This is a genomic window from Streptomyces tamarix (assembly GCF_032423885.1).
Taxonomy (GTDB): domain Bacteria; phylum Actinomycetota; class Actinomycetes; order Streptomycetales; family Streptomycetaceae; genus Streptomyces; species Streptomyces tamarix.
In genome coordinates this window covers 109,260-126,113 of record NZ_JAWCTQ010000014.1, presented here as the reverse complement: position 1 = coordinate 126,113, position 16,854 = coordinate 109,260, and the positions used below count along the sequence as shown (strand labels likewise).

Genomic DNA, 16,854 nt, shown 5'->3' with positions numbered 1-16,854 from the left:
CCTGACGGTGGCCTGTCATCATGTGGCGATGCACGCGTCTCAGGTGAGAAGCGCCGGCCTGGGACTGGCCCTGGCCTCGGCGTTCGCATTCGGCGGATCAGGTGTCGCGGCCAAGCCGCTCATCGAGGCGGGGCTCGACCCGCTGCACGTGGTGTGGCTACGGGTGACGGGCGCCGCGCTCGTCATGCTGCCCGTCGCCTGGCGCCACCGCGACCTGCTGCGCCGCGAACCGGCCCTCCTCGCGGGCTTCGGCCTCCTCGCCGTCGCGGGCGTCCAGGCGTTCTACTTCGCCGCCCTCTCCCGCATCCCCGTCGGCGTCGCCCTGCTCATCGAGTACCTCGCCCCGGCGCTCGTCCTCGGCTGGGTCCGATACGTGCAGCGCCGCCCGGTGACCCGGGCCGCCGCCCTCGGCGTCGTCCTCGCCGTCACCGGCCTCGCCTGCGTCGTCGAGGTGTGGTCCGGCCTCGGCTTCGACGTGCTCGGACTCGCCCTCGCGCTCGGCGCCGCCTGCTGCCAGGTCGGCTACTTCGTCCTGTCCGACCAGGGCGGCGACGAGGCCCGGCCCGTCGACCCGCTCGGCGTCATCGCGTACGGACTGCTCGTCGGCGCCGCCGTCCTCACCGCCGTGGCCCGCCCCTGGGGCATGGACTGGGGCGTCCTCGCCGGCTCCGCCGACCTGGGTGGCACGGCCGCGCCCGCCTGGCTGCTGCTCGGCTGGATCGTGCTCGTCGCGACCGTGTTCGCGTACGTCACCGGGGTCGTCTCCGTACGCCGCCTCTCCCCGCAGGTCGCCGGGGTCGTGGCCTGCCTGGAGGCGGTCATCGCGACCGTCCTCGCGTGGGTGCTGCTCGGCGAACACCTGTCGGCGCCGCAGATCGCGGGCGGCGCGCTCGTCCTCGTGGGCGCCCTCATCGCCCAGTCGTCCACGCCCAAGGCCGCCTCGGGCCCCGTCGCGGGCTCCGATCCCGCGGCGGACGGCGGGCCCGCGCCCGCCGACCGGGACGCCGCCACCCGGACCGCCACGTAGGGAACCCGCGCGGCCCGCGTGCCCGCGGCGGGTCTGGCGGGCGGGCGCCACCGCGTGCCACCGCGTCCTGTCCGCCGGGTCCCGGGCTCTGGCCGCGCTTGCGTGGACGTGCCCGTAGGCCGGTCGCTTCCGGTCGCTTCCGGCCCGCGGCCTCCGCGGCCCGCTCGGGAGCCATCCGAGTGGCGCCTTACCGGCCGCCTGCCTCGCCGGCCCCTCTGTCGGGCCGGACCGCCCCCCTGTCCGGGCCGAGCCGTCTGCCGGGCCGGACCACCTCCCGTCTAGGTGAGCCGCAGTCCGGGCCGAGCCCCCGTCCGGGCCGAGCCCCCGTCCGGGCCGAGCCGCCGGTCGGACCGAGCCCCCGTCCGGGCCGAGCCGCTGGTCGGGTGGTGCCGCTCGTCAGGTGATGCCGTCGGTCGGGTGGTGCCCCCTTCCTCACCGGGCCCTCCACCGCCTGCGCCGCGTCCCGCGGGTGGTCGAGCGCGGTGGGCGGCCTCCTCAGAGTGCGGCGAGGTAGCCGGGCAGGGCGACGGACGGGTCCAGGTCCTCGTTGGGGATCGCCGTGCCGTACCGCGTGGTCAGCGGGACCACCCCGGCCCAGTGGGGGAGCGACAGGTCCTCGGGGTCGTCGTTGGCTCCGCCGGTGCGGACCTTCGCGGACACCTCCGCCAGGTCGAGGCTGAGGACGGCGGTCGCGGCCAGCTCCTTGGCGTTGGCGGGCCGGGAGTCCGCCGAGCGGCCGGGGACGACGTGGTCGACCAGGGCGTCCAGCGCCGCCCGCTTCTCGTCCGGGTCCGTGACCTGGCGGGCGGTGCCGTGCACCACGACCGAGCGGTAGTTGACCGAGTGGTGGAACGCCGAGCGGGCCAGGACCAGGCCGTCGATGTGGGTCACGGTCAGGCACACGGCCAGGCCGGGGTCGGCTCCGGCGCCGCCGTCCGCCATGCGCAGGGGCCGCGAACCCGTCGAGCCGTGGACGTACAGGCGCTCGCCGACCCGCCCGTACAGCGTCGGCAACACGACGGGGCGGCCGTCGCGGACGAAGCCCAGGTGGCAGACGTACGCCTCGTCGAGCAGCGCGTGGACCAGTGCCCGGTCGTACGACGCCTTCGGGCGGCCGCGGGTGGGGACGGTGAGGTCGGTCGGTTCGTACGCGCCGCGGGCTTCCGGCGCCCGGTCGGCGGACGTGACGGTCTCCGACATTGCGGCCTCCATTGTACTAGTGCATAATCTTCTTTGTGCTAGGAGATTATCGGATCAGTGGGCGTCGCGCATCTGAGATCGCGACCAGTGTGGAGCGCGCGGTCGGCGCAGGTGATCTTCAGCCTGGGCAACTGCTGCCGCCGATGCGCGAGTTGGCGGTGGAGCTGGGGGTCAATCCGAACACCGTCGCGGCCGCGTACCGAACCCTGCGCGAGCGGGGCGTCATCGAGACCGCCGGCCGCCGGGGGAGCCGGGTGCGGCCCCGCCCGGCCACCACCGTGCGGGACGCCGTCCGGATCGAGGCCCCCGAAGGCGTGCGGAACGTGGGCAAGGGCAACCCTGACGCGGCCCTCCTGCCGTCGCTCGGCCCGGCGCTGGCCGCCGCCGCGCGCCACGACGACGCGCGGCACGTGATGTACGGGGAGCCGCCGGTGGACGAGGACTTCGCCCGGCTCGCGCGCGCCGCGCTGGACGCCGACGGGGTGCCGGCCGGGCCCGTGGGCGTGGCCAGCGGCGCGCTGGACGTCATCGAACGCGTCCTCGCCGCGCACCTGCGGCCCGGCGACGCGGTGGCGGTCGAGGACCCCGGGTGGGGCAGCGTGTTCGACCTCGTACCGGCGCTGGGGCTGCGGGTCGTCCCCGTCGGGGTCGACGACGACGGGCCGCTGCCGGGCGACGTCGAGCGGGCGCTGCGCGACGACGGGGCGCGGGCGCTCGTCGTGACCGACCGGGCGCAGAACCCGACCGGTGCCGCGGTGGGCGCCGAACGGGCCGTGCGACTGCGGGAGGTACTGGGCCGGCACCGGGACGTGCTGCTCGTCGAGGACGACCACGGGCACGGCTTCGTCGACGTGCCGCTCCACCCGCTGGGCGGGGTCACCGACCGGTGGGCGTTCGTCCGGTCGGTCGCCAAGGCGTACGGGCCGGACGTCCGGGTCGCCACGTTCACCGGCGACGAGGTCACCGTCGACCGGGTCCTCGGCCGGCAGCGGCTCGGCCCCGGCTGGGTGAGCCGGCTCCTCCAGCGCGCCGTCGTCCACCTCTGGGAGACCGGCGCCGTCGACCGGGAGGCCGTGGCCCGCTCGTACGGGCAGCGGCGCGACGCCCTGATCGGGGCGCTGGGCGAGCGCGGCGTCGAGGCGCACGGGCGCAGCGGGATGAACGTCTGGGTGCCGGTGGCCGACGAGACCGGCGTGGTGGCGCGGATGTTGCAGGCCGGGTGGGCGGTCGCGCCGGGCGCGCGGTTCCGGCTGGCGTCGCCCCCCGGCGTCCGGCTGACCGTGTCCGAACTGACGGGCGCCGACATCGAGGCCCTCGCCGCGGCCGTGGCGGCGGCGACGGGCCCGGTGCCGGTGCGCTCCTACCGCTGAGCCCGCCGCCTCCCGCGCCCCTCCGGACGGGGGACGCGGGGCGCGGTGCCGGCGCGGCTCTGCGTGAGGGCCGCGCCCGCCAGCACGACGAGCGCGCCGACCGGGGTGTTCCAGGTGAGCCGCTCGTCCAGCAGCGTCACCCCGGCGGCCGTGGCGATGACGGGGATGAAGTACGTGACCATCTGACCCGTCGTCGGGCCGACCTCGGAGACGATCCCGTACTGGACGAGCATCGCGAAGCCCGTGCCCAGCGCGCCGAGCGCGACCACCGCCACCAGCGGGGCCAGCGGGAACGCCTTCGGCCAACTGGTGAACAACGGTGTCACCACGGCCAGTTGCGCCGTCGCGAGCATCAGTTGCGCGCCCGTCAGGGAGAGGTGCGACTCGCTGCGGCCGGCCAGCGTGCGGCGCACGTAGATCCAGCCGATCGGGTAGCTCAGCGAGGCGAGCAGCGCCATGGAGGTCCCTGCGGCGTCCACGCCGGAGAAGCCCTGCCAGGCACCGAGCACCGTGAGGACGCCGAGGAAACCGAGGCCGAGTCCGGCGACCCGCCGCCGCGTCGGGCGGTCCTCGGAGAGGGCGACCAGCGACAGGGCCATGCCCCACAGCGGCGAGGTGGCGTTGCAGATGCCCGCCAGGGTCGAGGGGATCGTCAGCTCCGCGAAGGCGAACAGCGAGAACGGCAGGGCGTTGAGGAAGAACGCCGCCACCGTCAGGTGCGCCCATGTGCGGATGCCGCGCGGCAGCCCCGTCCGCCGGACCGCCATGGCGGCGGCGAGCACCAGCGTGCCGAACAGCAGCCGTCCGAACGTCACCTGGAACGGGGCGTACGCCGACGTGCCCACCTTGATCAACAAGAAGCTGAAGCCCCAGACGACGGCGAGGACCGCGAACCGCACCCTCCAGTCGACGCGCGGCGCGCGGGCGGCGGCGAGGGCCGGGGTGGCGACGGGGGGCGTGCCGGAGGGGGCGGAGGAAGCGGAGGGGGGCGCATGGGTGGGGGACGGGGTCGCTGTGCTCATGGTGACCAGCCTGTACCGCACAACCTCTTAGTACAAGTGAGATTTTCTTTTCATATTCGATTAGTATCGCTTACATGTTGAACCTGGAGCGCCTGCGGATCCTCGACGCCCTCGCCCGGCACGGCTCGGTCAGCGGCGCCGCCGACGGACTGCACGTCACGACCTCGGCCGTCTCCCAGCAACTGGCCAAGCTGGAGCGCGAAGTCGGCCAGCAACTGGTGGCGAAGAACGGGCGGGGCGTACGGCTCACCGACGCCGGACGGCTGCTCGCCGACCACGCGGCGCGCATCCTGTCCCACGTGGCGCTCGCCCAGGCGGACATCGAGGCCCAGCGCGGGCGGGTGGTGGGAGAGGTGCGGCTGGCCGGTTTCCCGACCGCCGCGCGCGGCCTGTTCCCCCGCGCCATCACCACGCTGCGGGCCGGCCACCCCGAACTGCGCGTACGTAGCAGCGAACTGGAGCCCGAGCACGGCATCCGCCACGTTCTGCGGGGGGACGTGGACCTCGCCGTGGTACTGGACTGGAGCAACAAGCGCCTCCCCGTGCCCGGCGGGCTCGCCCACACCGCGCTCCTGGACGACGCGGCCGACGTGGCCATGCCGGCCGGCCACCCCCTCGCCGGGCGCGCGGAGGTCGACCTGGAGGACTTTGCCGACGACGACTGGGTCTCCTGGCCCGAGGGCGAGTTCTGCCACGACTGGCTCGTGTTCACCCTGCGTTCCAAGGGCATCGAGCCGCGCATCGCCCACCTGGCCGGCGAGCACCACACGCAACTGGCGCTGATCCAGGCCGGTCTCGGCGTGTGCGTCGCGCCCCGCCTCGGTCGCGGGCCCGTGCCCGAAGGCGTCGCCCTCGTCCCCGTACGCCAGCAGATGCGGCGGCACATCTACGCGGTGTGGCGCGCGGACGCGGACCGGCGCCCGTCCATCAGGGCGGCGGTGGAGGCCCTGCGGGAGGCCGGCGCCGCCGTCGGGGGCTGACGGCCCGCGCCGCCCGCCTGGGCGCCTGCCCCGCCGCCCGTTCGCGGTGCCCGCTCATGATGCCGGTACGTGGTGCCCGTCCCGGCGTCCGTTCCCGCCGCTTGTTCGCGGTGCAGGTACGTGGTGCCCGTCTCGGCATCCGTCCGCAGAGCCCGCCCGGCACCCGTTCGGGGCGCTCGCCCACACCGTCTCTTCGAGGCCCCGCTCACGATGTCCGTACGCGGTGCCCGTACGCGGTGCTCGCCCCGGCGTCCGTCCGCGGTACCTGTTCGCGGTGCCCTTCCCGACGTCCGCCCGCGGATACGAACGGAGCGGCGCGCCGCTCACCCCCCGAGGGACCTCTTCAGGAACTCCGCCTCCAGCCGCAGGTGATTGGCCACCACCTCCTCCTGCGTGACCATGTGTGTCGCCCCCGGCAGCGGCAGCACCGTGTGGGGCTTCCCCGCGGCGAGCAGCGCCGCGGACAACCGCAGGGTGTGCGCCGCCACCACGTTGTCGTCCGCCAACCCGTGGACCAGCATCAGCGGCCGGGCCAGCCGGTGGGCCTGCGGCACCAGCGACGACCGCGCGTAGTTCTCCGGCTCCACGTCGGGGTGCCCCAGGAACCGCTCCTCCCAGTGCGTGTCGTACAACCGCCGGTCCGTGGGCGCGGCGCCCGCGACCGCGGCGTGGAACACGTCCGGGCGGTGCAGGACGGCCCCGATCGCCAGGTACCCGCCGTACGACCAGCCCCGTATCGCCACCCGCCCCAGGTCCAGGGCCGGGTACCGCTCCGCCGCCGCGTGCAGCGCGTCCACTTGGTCCTCCAGGGCGGGCCCCAGCCGGTCGCCGCGCACCGCCACCTCCCAGTCCCGGCCGCGCCCCGGCGTGCCGCGCCCGTCGGCGAGCAGCACGGCGAACCCCTGCTCGGCGAACCACTGGGCGACGGTGCTCCACCAGCCGTACGCCCGCACCGCCAACTGGAGTCCCGGTCCGCCGTACGGGCTGAGCAGCACCGGCAGTCGCGTTCGGGACGCCGGGTCGTGCCAGGACGGCAGGTGCAGATGCGCGCGCACCTCCCGTTCGCCCAGCGACAGCCGCGCGGCGCGGGGCCGGACCGGAGGGGCCTCGGCCAGGACCGCGATCCGGCCCGCCGGCCTCCCGCCGCGCAGCACCGTCACGGAGCGGCCCCGGCAGCTCAGGCCCTCCAGCACCACCGTGTCCCCGCCGACCGCGGCCGTGTGCACGCCCGGTTCCCCGCTCACCCGGCGGAACCGGGCGTGCGCACGGCCGTCCGCACCGCCGGGGGCGCCGCCCTCGGGGTCGTACGGGTCGTACACCCACACGTGGGTCTCGGTCGGCTCCTCGCTCCCGGTGAAGTAGACGCGCTCTCCGACCGCGCCCAACACCTCCCGGACCTGGAGGCCGGGCGGCGAGGCCACCCCGCCGACGCGTATCCCGCGCACGCCGTCACGGACGTGCGCCACGACCGGCGCGCCGGAAGCGGTGCGCAGCGGCGTGCCGGGGGTGAGGGCCACCCACGCCTCGTCGCACGTCAGGTGCAGCGACCGCACGGAGCCCGTCGCCGGGTCGACGGCGAACACCCGGGCCGTGCGCTGGTCCCGGGTCTGGAGCTGGACGTACGGGCCGTGCGCGTCCCACCCGGCCGCCGTCACGTACTCGAAGCGCCGGTCGGTCCAGGCGCCCCCCGGGTGCTGCCCGGCGTCCGCCCCGGCCGGCGCGCGCACCGGTGCGCGCCGGCCGTCGAGGGCCACGACGTGGACGGACACCTCGGCGTTCGCGGTACCCGCCGACGGGTAGCGCAGGACGCGCGGCGGCCGGGTCGGGTCCGCCGGGTCGGCCAGGTACCAGCGGGCCACGGGCGCCTGGTCGACGCGGGCGACCAGGAGGGCGTCGCCGTCCGGCGACCACCAGTACCCGCGCCGCCGTCCCATCGACTCGGCCGCCACGTGCTCGGCCAGGCCGTACACCACGTCCGGCGCCTCGGGCACGGCCAGCGGCCGATCACCCAGGCCGTCCGTCCCGACCACGCGCAGGGCGCCGCCGGTCACGTACGCGACGAGGGAGCCGTCCGGGGAAGGCCGAGGGTCCACGGCCGGGCCGGCGGTCGGCACGCGCCACGGCGCCCCGCCGTCCGTCCGCACCGCCCACAGGGCACCGCCGAGCGTGAACACCGCTAGGCGGACCGCCCGGTCCACCGCGTACCCCGTGATCCCCGAGGACGTGACGCGGGCCCGCTCGCGCCGGACCCTCTCCTCCTCCGGCAACTCGTCGTCGCCCGCGCCGCCCAACGCGACCGGGTCGGCGAGGAGCCGCTCCGCACCGTCCTGGAACAGCCACAACCGGCCCACCGGGTCCGTGCCCGACCCCGTACGGACGAACAACACCCGCGCGCCGTCCGGCGAGACCGTGAACCGACCCGGCACACCCAGGGAGAACCGCCGGGTGCGCGCGAAGACACGGGGGAAGTCGGAAACCGCCGGCGACGAGGCCGGGGAAGAGCCGGAGATCGGAGGAGTCGCGGAAGTCATGGACAGATCATGGCAGCCGCGCCAAACCAGCCGTCACGCAACTCGGAACCACCCCCGCGTGCGCGGGGACCACAGGACCTTCGGGACGTTGACGTGTCGCCCAGGGGGACCATCCCCGCGTGCGCGGGGACCACATCTTCACCGAAACCAGCGACCGCGAGCGGCAGGGACCACCCCCGCGTGCGCGGGGACCACTGAGTGGGTCCGCGCCCGCCGCCGAGCTATCGGTGAACAGATCAGGGCCGCCCGGCTCGAGGCGAACATGACCCAGGAGACCGTCGCGCTCCGGGCTGGCCTGGACCGGTCGGGGTATGTCCGAGTGGAGCGGGGCCAGGCGGCCGCCACTGTCGACAGCTTGATCTTGATCGCTGACGCGATCGACGTGCCGCTCGCGGATCTCGTCCGGTAGGCCCCGGCCGAGCCCCCGGGGAGGCGCCGGCCGGGGTGGTGGTCACCGCCAGACGGGCTCCAGCGCGCGCAGCCTGGCGGTCCGGGCCCGCACCCTGCCGAAGAAGCCCTCCGGGTCCGCCTCCCACTCGGCGACGAGCCGCGTGTACAGGGCGTGGGCGTCGGCGTCGCTCTCGTGCCTGCATCCGCCGTTGCCGCACCGAACGCCGCTGTCCGTGCGGATCAGGCGCCCGCGGCACTTCGGGCAGTCGGCGCCGACCGCCGGTGCGGCGCTCGCGCTCAACTGGGTGTAGCCGCAGGTGTAGCACTGCCAGGATCCGCCGGCTGTCTGGGACATCCCTCCGCCGCACTGGGGACACTGCATGGTGTCCCTCCTCTCTCTCGGGTGGGGGCGGCCCGCTCCGGTCGCCGTCCGGCCGCCGGGGCGAACGGCCGGAGTGCGGTCCGCCCGCCGCGCTCCCCGGCGTGCGGAGTCTCACGCGTTGAGGGCGGTGTCGCGCCAGGCGAGGAGTCCGACCTCTTCGTGGGTCTCCGGTGAGGGCGGGCGCTCGGCGGTACGAACGTGGTGGCCTGCGGCTCGCAGGGTGTCGCGCACCTGCCGGATCCCGGTGTCCCAGTGGTCGGCGGCGCCTTCGGGGGCGGTGCCGTCGTCCCGCTGGCGGTAGGCGGGCGCCGGCGTCCAGACGACCCGCACGCACCGGTGGGCGCCTGGCGGCCACAGCGCGGGACTCACCTTCCTTACCACCATCCGCGGGTGCCGGTTCGCGTGTCGGTCCGGGCGCGTGCGCGGCCCCAGCAGCGTGGTGTCCTCCAGCCGTAGGCCCAGGAGGGTTTCCACTTCGCGGACGGGGTCCGTCTCGCCCGGGCGGTGGAAGCCGTGCTCGTAGTTCGGCCGCGTGGGGGGTACGTCGTCCCAGGCGCCGGGTGGGGGGTGCCAGGCGGGTGTGCCGGGTGGGGTGCGCCAGCAGAGGATCTCCTCGCGGGGGACGAGGTGGGGGCCGCGCGGCGGTCCGGTGACGGCAGCCGCGTACCCCCGGGACCGCAGGGCCTGCACCGTGGCGGCGACGCGTTCGCGCCAGTGCTCGGCGGCGCCGGCCGGGACGCGCCCGGTGGAGTGGTCCCGGCGGTACCGAACGTCGGGGTGCCACTCCACGATCACGCAGAGGTCCGCCCCCGGCGGCCACGCCTCCTCGGGCGCGTACCGGGCCCGGCACCAGCCGAGCCCGTCCGGCAGGGAGCGGGCGTGGTGGCCGTCTCGCCGGGTGTAGAGGGGGGTCAGCCCGAGCGCGGCCAGGTCGGTCTCGACGGCGCCCACGGTGTCGCGCCACCACCGGTGATCCACCGTCGTCATGGCTGGTCCCCCGGATCCAGGTGATGTACTACCCGACCGTCCACAATTCCGGCGATGACGCACGCCTCGTGCGCGGGGACGTGCGTGCCGCCGCCGTTCGGGCTGGGCCGGTGGGTGACGGTGGTGGGCCCGGTCCGGCCGCACAGCCCGCACCAGATGGGGCCTTCCTTGGCCGGGTCCAGGGGGGCCAGTACCTCGAACAGGTCGGCGGGATCAACGAGGGTGCCGGAGCCGTCCGGTGGCGTCAGCCAGTACAGGAGCGGTGGGGCGCTGAAAAGGGGTGTGGTCACGTCCGGGGCCGGCGTGCACACCATGGTCCCGTCCGTGAGGTACGCGGTGCCCTGCATGCCCCAGCCGCCCGTGGTGGGCACGAGGAACAGTACTGCGCTCCGGCTGACGTCGCGGAACGCGGGGCCGCGTACCTGTTTCAGGGCGTCCAGGCCGGTCATCTCGGGGACCTGGACCACGTCCCACAGGGCGCCGGTCGGCAGGGAGGCGCGGCCGTACCGCAGGAGGAGTTTGTGCGCGTGGTCGGGTGTTGGGTGCACCTTCGTCAGCCACGTCCACGCGGCATGACGCCGTCGTCTGGTCATGGTGCACCGACCTTCGGGACGGTGGTGAGCCGGGCGACGTGGTCGAGCAGGCAGACCACGGAACGCGCGAGACGCTGCGCGTGGGCGAAGCGCCGACCCCGGTCGCCCAGGCGGGGCGGGTGCGCGAGCCGTACGCGGGCCTCGCTGAGACCGGCCTCGGCGCCCGCCCGGCGCAGCGACCCGGCCGGGTGCCGTTCGGCCGCCGCCTCCACGACGGGGATCAGCGCGCCCAGCGCGACGGAGAGCCGGGAGACCAGCGCGGACAGGTGGTGCGGCACGGGCGGTTCGGCGTCCACGGCCGCGACGGCCGATGCCGTGTCGCGCAGTTGCAGCGGTACGCAGCGCCGACACAGCCTCGGCCGGCACGAGCTGACGTAGTTCACCCAGTCGTCGCTCTTGTAGTCGTGCCGGGCTAGGTCCACCGCCGTCTCGGGGGACAGCCCGGTCCCGCAGCGGGCGCACGACCGGCCGTGCAACTCGCCCCACGGAGCGGACCGGAGGGTCTCCACGTCGAGCCGTATCACCGGCGCGAACACCTGCGCCTGATCGGACAGCGTCGTCACAGCGCCCCTCCCCCCAGGAACCGGGCCCGCTCGGCGGACGACAGGACGTACGGGCGCACGGGGCTGGCGTCCTCGACCAACACCTGGGGCCAGGCGGCGGCACGCGGCAGGTACGCGGCGGGGCGCCGCCCGGTGGAGGCAGCGGGACTCCAGGTGGGCGGCGCCTGCCGCACGGTGTACAGACGGTGCCCGAACGGCGCCGCGTGGGTGGGGGCGTGGCGGGCGGGACGGCGGCGTTCGGTGAGGACGGCCCTGACCCGCTGCAAGGCAGATCGGAACGGGAAGGCGTGACTCATGCGCGCCCCCGCTGGGCGACGGGGAGAGTCCGATCCATCACTCGGGCGAGGCGTTCCAGGAGCTGCCTCGCCTCCGCTTGGGACAGTACGAGGGTCGTGGTGCCGATGAGGGTGTCGATGTCCCACAGGTCTACGGGCAGGCGCACCTCGCCGGTGTCCGGGTCGTTGCTGAGGGCCGTGCCTGCGGCGGGGGAGGCGTGCGAGGGCGAGTCCATGGTGGCGTCCTCTCGGTAGCGGCTGGGTGACGAATGGTCACCATAAAAGTGCTACCGATGGGTAACGGGGACAGATTGTCCCCCCTACCCGGACCGCCCCCTTTAGCCCGCTTCCCGTACCCCGATCCGCTCCGCGAGCTGCGCGGCCTCCTGACGCATCGCCCGCGGCGCCTCCCGCCACAGCTGCGCCACCGCGCTACGTGCCGATGGGGTGTACGCCACCGTTTCTGCACCCACCCGGTGCGCCAGTTGCATCACGTGCAGCGCCGCAGTCCGATCGCCTCGCTGCAAGTGCCCGCGAGCGACCTCTACCCACAGGCGGGCGCGCCGTTCCACAGACGGCATCGTGTCCGGGTCGATGTCGTCCGCCAGGGACAGGGCCTGCCCGGAGGTGCGCAGGTCCACGGCCACGCTGATCTCGTGGAAGTCGACATTTGCTCGACCGAAGACGGTGCTGGGGTGCACGTATGCCGGGGGCAAGCTCTTGGCGACCTGGTCACCCTGCCGCCAGTACCGCCATGCCGTGTTGCCGTCCGCAGCCCGTGCGGCCGTCACTGCGGCGTGCAGTTGGAGGGCACCGTAGATGCCGGTCCAGTCGTCCGGCGCGCCATCGAGGTGGGGACGCAGGAGGTCAGCAGCGTCCGTCACCACCCGCAGCGCCTCTTCCGGATAGCTCGTCTCCCGGAGGATGTTGCCCATGTTCCATGCAGCGGCCGCGATGGCTGCCGGGTCGTCGGCGTCTTGCGCCGCGGTGAGGGCCCGGTCAGCGACTACCCACGCCAGTTCGGCCGGGGCGATGTACGCCGTGGCCTGCCCGGTCAGCCGGTACACGTCGGACAGGGCCACCAGCACGCGGCGCCGGTCCGAGCCATCCGTGGACCGTGCGGCGGCTTCCGCCTCCCGAATCAGGGCCGGCAGCAGACCGCCGACCGTCGTGCGGTTGCGGCTGGAGGAGTGCCACAGACGCCACGCCTGGTCGACGCGGGCCTGGAGCTTGGGCACGTCGACCGGTCCGGTGAGGCGGGCGACGGCGAGGGGGCGGGTCATGACGGCGTCCCAGACCGCTGTGACGCTGGGGTGGTGGAGGCGGCCAAGCGGTACGGGCTGACGGACGTCCCCGGTACCGGTGATGGCGGAGGCGTCGCGGAGTTGGAGCGCGGCGGCCAGGCGGAGGATCATCGCGTTCGAGTCGAGGGTCCGCTCGCCGCTCTCGATCTTCTTCAGCCAGTCCGGTCCACGGCCGCACATGCCAGCGAGGACCTCGCGGGACATGCCGCGGGAGTCGCGGAGGAGCCGTACGCGCTCGCCGATGGTGAGGTCGTCGGGGATGTCCATGGGTGGGTGCCCCTTCTGCTGCGTGTCGTTCTGTCAGCGTACGGGCGGACCTCGAACGGTGGAAACGACGAAAAGTTCTCCTGGGCTCTTCGGTATGGGAAGCCCAGTGGCCGGGCTCCGGTGAGGAGGTCATTGCGGGTGGACGGCCGGTGAGGCGAAGGTCCCGGTCGGCAGCCGGCGCCGACCCAGTCGGGAGACGACGCTCAGCGCTCTTGCCCGTTGAACTCCCGTACGACTCCGGGCAGGTTGGTGAGGCTGTCCACACGGAACGTGGGCAGCCTCACCGCGTCCTCGGTGCCCCATTGGATCGTCGCCCATGGGCCGCGCCGCACCAGTGCCGTGCGCATCCCCGCGGCGACAGCGGGACGGATGTCGTTGTCGACACGGTCACCGACGTACAGGATCTCGTCAGCCGCGTACGGGACTGCCTCGGCGACCCGCACGAAGAACTCCGGGTCCGGCTTGGACGCGCCCCAGTCGTCCGACGTGCCGATCAGGTCCACGTCCTCCGTGAACAGCTCCCGCAGGATGCCGCCCGCCCGGACGGTCTGGTTCCCCGCGATGCCCAGCCACAGCCCGTCCGCGCGCAACTGCGCCAGGGCCGGGCGCACGTCCGGGTACAGGTCGCCTTCACCGAACCACTCCGGCTGACCGGCCTGGGCGCGGCGCTCACGCTCGGCATACAGGTCGAACCTGGGTCGGAACTCCTGGAACGTCTCGCGGTAGTCGCGGCCCTGGGCGATGACGGCACCGAACATCGCGGCGAACGTGTGGCGCGGCACGCCGAGCCAGTCCGCCCACGTGCCGTACTCGCGGGTCTCGTCCACCAGGCACTCACCCACGTCGAACACCACAGCGCGAATCATGGCCGCAGCCTAGATGTGGATCCGGACATGACGAAAGCGCCCCCTGCCCTCCTCAAGGGGAACGGAGGAGGAGCCTTCGTCGCCATGAGTACGTCGTGGGAGGTGAGCCGTTGATGGCCTGGTCCGCGCGGTCCACCGTGTCCCTGAGCGACGAGCCGCTGTTCGGGTACGACTCGTGGTCGACACGGCCAGCCGCGAATCGTTTTCTGGAGCGGCACCCGTGTGCATGCGTATCGGAACAGGAATGGCCCTCGAAACAAACAGAGTTCATAGACAGTCGCACGTGCTCAGATGGAAGACATGACGAGGACGAGGACCCTGTACCTGTTCTGCTCCGCCGCCCCGCCGGTGTTCGACGTCGCCCGGGTAATTGAAGACGCGCAGGTGCGCGGGTGGGATGTCTGCTTGGGGTTGACGCCGAGTGCCGCGCGGTGGCTGGAGCCGAGTTTCGACGGGCTGGCCGCGCTGACCGGGCACCCGGTGCGTCACGAGTACAAGCGTCCGGGCGACCCGGACGTGTGGCCGCAGGCGGATGCGATCCTGTTCGCTCCCGCGACGTTCAACACGGTCAATTCCTGGGCGCTCGGGTTGACCGGCGTGTTCGTGGTCGGTGTTGTGGCGGAGGGCATCGGCAAGGGCATCCCCATCGTGACGATGCCGTGCGTGAACGCGGCGTACGCCCGTCACCCGCAGTTCGACCGGTCGGTTGAGACGCTGCGAACGGCAGGCGTGACGGTGCTGTACGGGGAAGGCGGGTTCGTGCCCAACCAGCCCGGACAGGGTCGTCCGAGCGCGTACCCGTGGGCGGTGGCGCTGGACGCGGTCGACAGCGCGTGGGATGCGGTGGCCAGCGACGTGCCGTGATGGGGGGCCGGCCGGTGTGCAGGGCCGAAAACGACGAAGGCGCCCCCTGGACTCCCGAGAGAGAGCAGGGGGCGACGTGCCCTGTTCAGCGGTGGGGGTTGAGCGCCCGCAGACGCGCCGCGAAATGGGGGTCACGCTCGGGCGGGGTGGTCAGCCCGGTCGCCGGGTCGAGGTGGGCCCACTTCCCGCGTTCGCCCTGTCCGCACACCATGAGGGTCACGGTCGCGCCCGGAGCCGTGTGCAGCTCACGCACTTCGTGGTAGATGGGCCGGCGTACCGAGTTGGTGGTTCCCTGCTCGTGTTCCACGCCGAGGTCGGGGTGGACGCGGCCCCCGGTGAGGACGTAGCGGTCCTCGGTGTAGCCGCCAAGCAGGATCCTTGATTCGAAATCCCAGGGGTGCGAGTGCGGGGTCGGGGCGCCGTCCCGGCTGCGAAGGTCAGGTGCATACCAGATGTTGCTCTTGGCGGTGTAGTTCTGGCTCTCTGCTAGCACGAGCTCCGATTTGCTGAGTCGGCCGCTGCCGTCCGGAATCAGCCACCACGACGCCGGCGCGGTGAACTGGGGACCACCCCCGCGTGCGCGGGGACCACGTCGGGAGGGGCCGGCGGCTGGGCGCGGACAGGGGACCACCCCCGCGTGCGCGGGGACCACTGGCAGCGTCGATTCGCCTCCGAGAAGGGCGTGGGACCACCCCCGCGTGCGCGGGGACCACGCATCCTCCAGTCCGGCGGTGCGCAGCGCGGCGGGACCACCCCCGCGTGCGCGGGGACCACAATCCGCCCCACCATCCGTTGTCGGCCTCGCCGGGACCACCCCCGCGTGCGCGGGGACCACCCGACGCGGCGGGGCCTTCGCACGCCCAATGGGGGACCACCCCCGCGTGCGCGGGGACCACCCAGGACGGGTCCAGCCGCTCCATCAGCCGCTGGGACCACCCCCGCGTGCGCGGGGACCACCTTCACAAGTGAGGACCGGTGGCCGCCGGTCGCGGACCACCCCCGCGTGCGCGGGGACCACGCGGCCTCGGTGAGCGTCAGGGACCCGAGGCCGGGACCACCCCCGCGTGCGCGGGGACCACACGGTCGGCTGCTGCCTGGCCACCGACGACGAGGGACCACCCCCGCGTGCGCGGGGACCACCCCGCCCTGCGGGGCGACCCGGCGCACGCCGAGGGACCACCCCCGCGTGCGCGGGGACCACCGCGTCGACGCGCATCCCGACACGAGTCACCGGGGACCACCCCCGCGTGCGCGGGGACCACTCGTGCCCAGTGGCGAAGGCGCCTGAGCCCGAGGGACCACCCCCGCGTGCGCGGGGACCACCGCTGGATCGACAGCGCGACCTACCCGACGCAGGGACCACCCCCGCGTGCGCGGGGACCACAGGATCCGCCGGGCCACCGCGAGGGCGTAGGGGGGACCACCCCCGCGTGCGCGGGGACCACCGCCCGGAGTTCACCCGGGCCGTGGGCGCCCGGGGACCACCCCCGCGTGCGCGGGGACCACCCGTCATGCCTGAGTTCTGGATCCGTTCCTACGGGACCACCCCCGCGTGCGCGGGGACCACCACCGGCGAGGAGTACCGCCCCTTGCCCAAAGGGGACCACCCCCGCGTGCGCGGGGACCACAGGCCGTCGGCCTGGACGAACGGGAAGGGGTAGGGACCACCCCCGCGTGCGCGGGGACCACACGACTCGGTCAACTGACGTGTCTCGGAAAGGAGGACCACCCCCGCGTGCGCGGGGACCACGACACCTCCCCAGCGGTCGCGACCAGGGCACCGGGACCACCCCCGCGTGCGCGGGGACCACGTGGCGGCCGAAGCGGCGGTGGAGGAGGTCGCGGGACCACCCCCGCGTGCGCGGGGACCACTAATGGGTACGCCTATGACCGTTTTTGTCACGGGGACCACCCCCGCGTGCGCGGGGACCACACCAGCCCGGACGGGCCGGTGGCGATGCCGACGGGACCACCCCCGCGTGCGCGGGGACCACTGCTCAGGGTGCGCATCGCGCAGAAGTGTCGAGGGACCACCCCCGCGTGCGCGGGGACCACAGTGGCCGCGACGCGCAGCGCTCCCCGTGGGCGGGACCACCCCCGCGTGCGCGGGGACCACTGGAAGCGCAGCGCGTCGTCGGGGAGCGTGACGGGACCACCCCCGCGTGCGCGGGGACCACCAGGGGCGAGGGGCGTACTGCGACGGCACGAGGGGACCACCCCCGCGTGCGCGGGG

The 16,854-nt window shown here is 74.2% G+C and carries 16 protein-coding genes and 1 CRISPR repeat array (1 of these 17 cut by a window edge); of the genes, 4 read left to right on the top strand and 12 right to left on the bottom strand.

Annotation, left to right across the window (positions count from 1 at the left end; all coding sequences use genetic code 11):
* Positions 1-28 precede the first annotated feature (28 nt).
* Complete coding sequence (locus RND61_RS13870) at positions 29-1,027, top strand: EamA family transporter (RefSeq protein ID WP_315878228.1); 999 nt, start codon at positions 29-31, stop codon at positions 1,025-1,027.
* Positions 1,028-1,522: 495 nt separating this feature from the next.
* On the opposite strand, the gene RND61_RS13865 is transcribed toward RND61_RS13870, so the two are convergent.
* Complete coding sequence (locus tag RND61_RS13865) at positions 1,523-2,227, bottom strand: pyridoxamine 5'-phosphate oxidase family protein (RefSeq protein ID WP_315878227.1); 705 nt, start codon at positions 2,225-2,227, stop codon at positions 1,523-1,525.
* Between the two features lie 35 nt (positions 2,228-2,262).
* Between RND61_RS13865 and RND61_RS13860 the strand changes: the two genes are divergently transcribed.
* On the top strand, positions 2,263-3,597 hold the full coding sequence (locus RND61_RS13860; RefSeq protein ID WP_315878226.1) for an aminotransferase class I/II-fold pyridoxal phosphate-dependent enzyme: 1,335 nt from the start codon (positions 2,263-2,265) through the stop codon (positions 3,595-3,597).
* Here the strand turns inward: RND61_RS13860 and RND61_RS13855 are convergent.
* Positions 3,588-4,619, bottom strand: coding sequence for a DMT family transporter (locus tag RND61_RS13855; protein ID WP_315878225.1), 1,032 nt, complete (start codon positions 4,617-4,619; stop codon positions 3,588-3,590). The two genes, RND61_RS13860 and RND61_RS13855, sit on opposite strands and share 10 nt — an antisense overlap.
* 74 nt (positions 4,620-4,693) lie before the next feature.
* Here RND61_RS13855 and RND61_RS13850 point away from each other — a divergent pair, with 74 nt between their 5' ends.
* On the top strand, positions 4,694-5,599 hold the full coding sequence (locus RND61_RS13850) for a LysR family transcriptional regulator (protein WP_315878224.1): 906 nt from the start codon (positions 4,694-4,696) through the stop codon (positions 5,597-5,599).
* 323 nt (positions 5,600-5,922) lie between these two features.
* On the opposite strand, the gene RND61_RS13845 is transcribed toward RND61_RS13850, so the two are convergent.
* From RND61_RS13845 to RND61_RS13805, 9 genes are all read right to left on the bottom strand, one after another.
* Positions 5,923-8,130: a S9 family peptidase gene (locus RND61_RS13845; RefSeq protein WP_315878223.1), complete on the bottom strand. Its 2,208-nt coding sequence runs from the start codon at positions 8,128-8,130 to the stop codon at positions 5,923-5,925.
* A gap of 451 nt (positions 8,131-8,581) precedes the next feature.
* Complete coding sequence (locus tag RND61_RS13840; RefSeq protein ID WP_315878222.1) at positions 8,582-8,875, bottom strand: hypothetical protein; 294 nt, start codon at positions 8,873-8,875, stop codon at positions 8,582-8,584.
* Between the two features lie 138 nt (positions 8,876-9,013).
* Positions 9,014-9,889 carry a hypothetical protein gene (locus RND61_RS13835; protein ID WP_315878221.1) on the bottom strand — a complete coding sequence of 292 codons (876 nt, stop codon included), beginning with the start codon at positions 9,887-9,889 and terminating at the stop codon, positions 9,014-9,016.
* On the bottom strand, positions 9,886-10,482 hold the full coding sequence (locus RND61_RS13830; RefSeq protein ID WP_315878220.1) for a hypothetical protein: 597 nt from the start codon (positions 10,480-10,482) through the stop codon (positions 9,886-9,888). Before RND61_RS13830 ends, RND61_RS13835 begins: the two co-directional genes overlap by 4 nt.
* Complete coding sequence (locus RND61_RS13825) at positions 10,479-11,045, bottom strand: DUF6415 family natural product biosynthesis protein (protein ID WP_315878219.1); 567 nt, start codon at positions 11,043-11,045, stop codon at positions 10,479-10,481. The genes RND61_RS13830 and RND61_RS13825 overlap by 4 nt, the downstream gene beginning before the upstream one ends.
* On the bottom strand, positions 11,042-11,311 hold the full coding sequence (locus RND61_RS13820) for a hypothetical protein (protein WP_315878218.1): 270 nt from the start codon (positions 11,309-11,311) through the stop codon (positions 11,042-11,044). The genes RND61_RS13825 and RND61_RS13820 overlap by 4 nt, the downstream gene beginning before the upstream one ends.
* 26 nt (positions 11,312-11,337) lie before the next feature.
* Complete coding sequence (locus RND61_RS13815) at positions 11,338-11,556, bottom strand: hypothetical protein (RefSeq protein WP_315878217.1); 219 nt, start codon at positions 11,554-11,556, stop codon at positions 11,338-11,340.
* Positions 11,557-11,658: 102 nt separating this feature from the next.
* Complete coding sequence (locus tag RND61_RS13810) at positions 11,659-12,891, bottom strand: helix-turn-helix domain-containing protein (protein WP_315878216.1); 1,233 nt, start codon at positions 12,889-12,891, stop codon at positions 11,659-11,661.
* A gap of 203 nt (positions 12,892-13,094) precedes the next feature.
* Positions 13,095-13,757: an HAD family hydrolase gene (locus tag RND61_RS13805; RefSeq protein WP_315878215.1), complete on the bottom strand. Its 663-nt coding sequence runs from the start codon at positions 13,755-13,757 to the stop codon at positions 13,095-13,097.
* A 300-nt stretch (positions 13,758-14,057) separates the two neighbouring features.
* On the opposite strand from RND61_RS13805, the gene RND61_RS13800 reads away from it, so the two are divergent.
* The gene (locus tag RND61_RS13800) at positions 14,058-14,621 is read left to right on the top strand and encodes a flavoprotein (RefSeq protein ID WP_315878246.1); all 564 of its coding nucleotides are present in this window, start codon (positions 14,058-14,060) and stop codon (positions 14,619-14,621) included.
* A gap of 85 nt (positions 14,622-14,706) precedes the next feature.
* On the opposite strand, the gene RND61_RS13795 is transcribed toward RND61_RS13800, so the two are convergent.
* A complete protein-coding gene (locus RND61_RS13795) occupies positions 14,707-15,114 on the bottom strand; it encodes a hypothetical protein (RefSeq protein WP_315878214.1) in 408 nt (135 codons plus the stop codon).
* A gap of 69 nt (positions 15,115-15,183) precedes the next feature.
* A CRISPR array of direct repeats spans positions 15,184-16,854; the repeat unit is 29 nt; unit sequence GGGACCACCCCCGCGTGCGCGGGGACCAC; it runs 1,187 nt beyond the window's last position.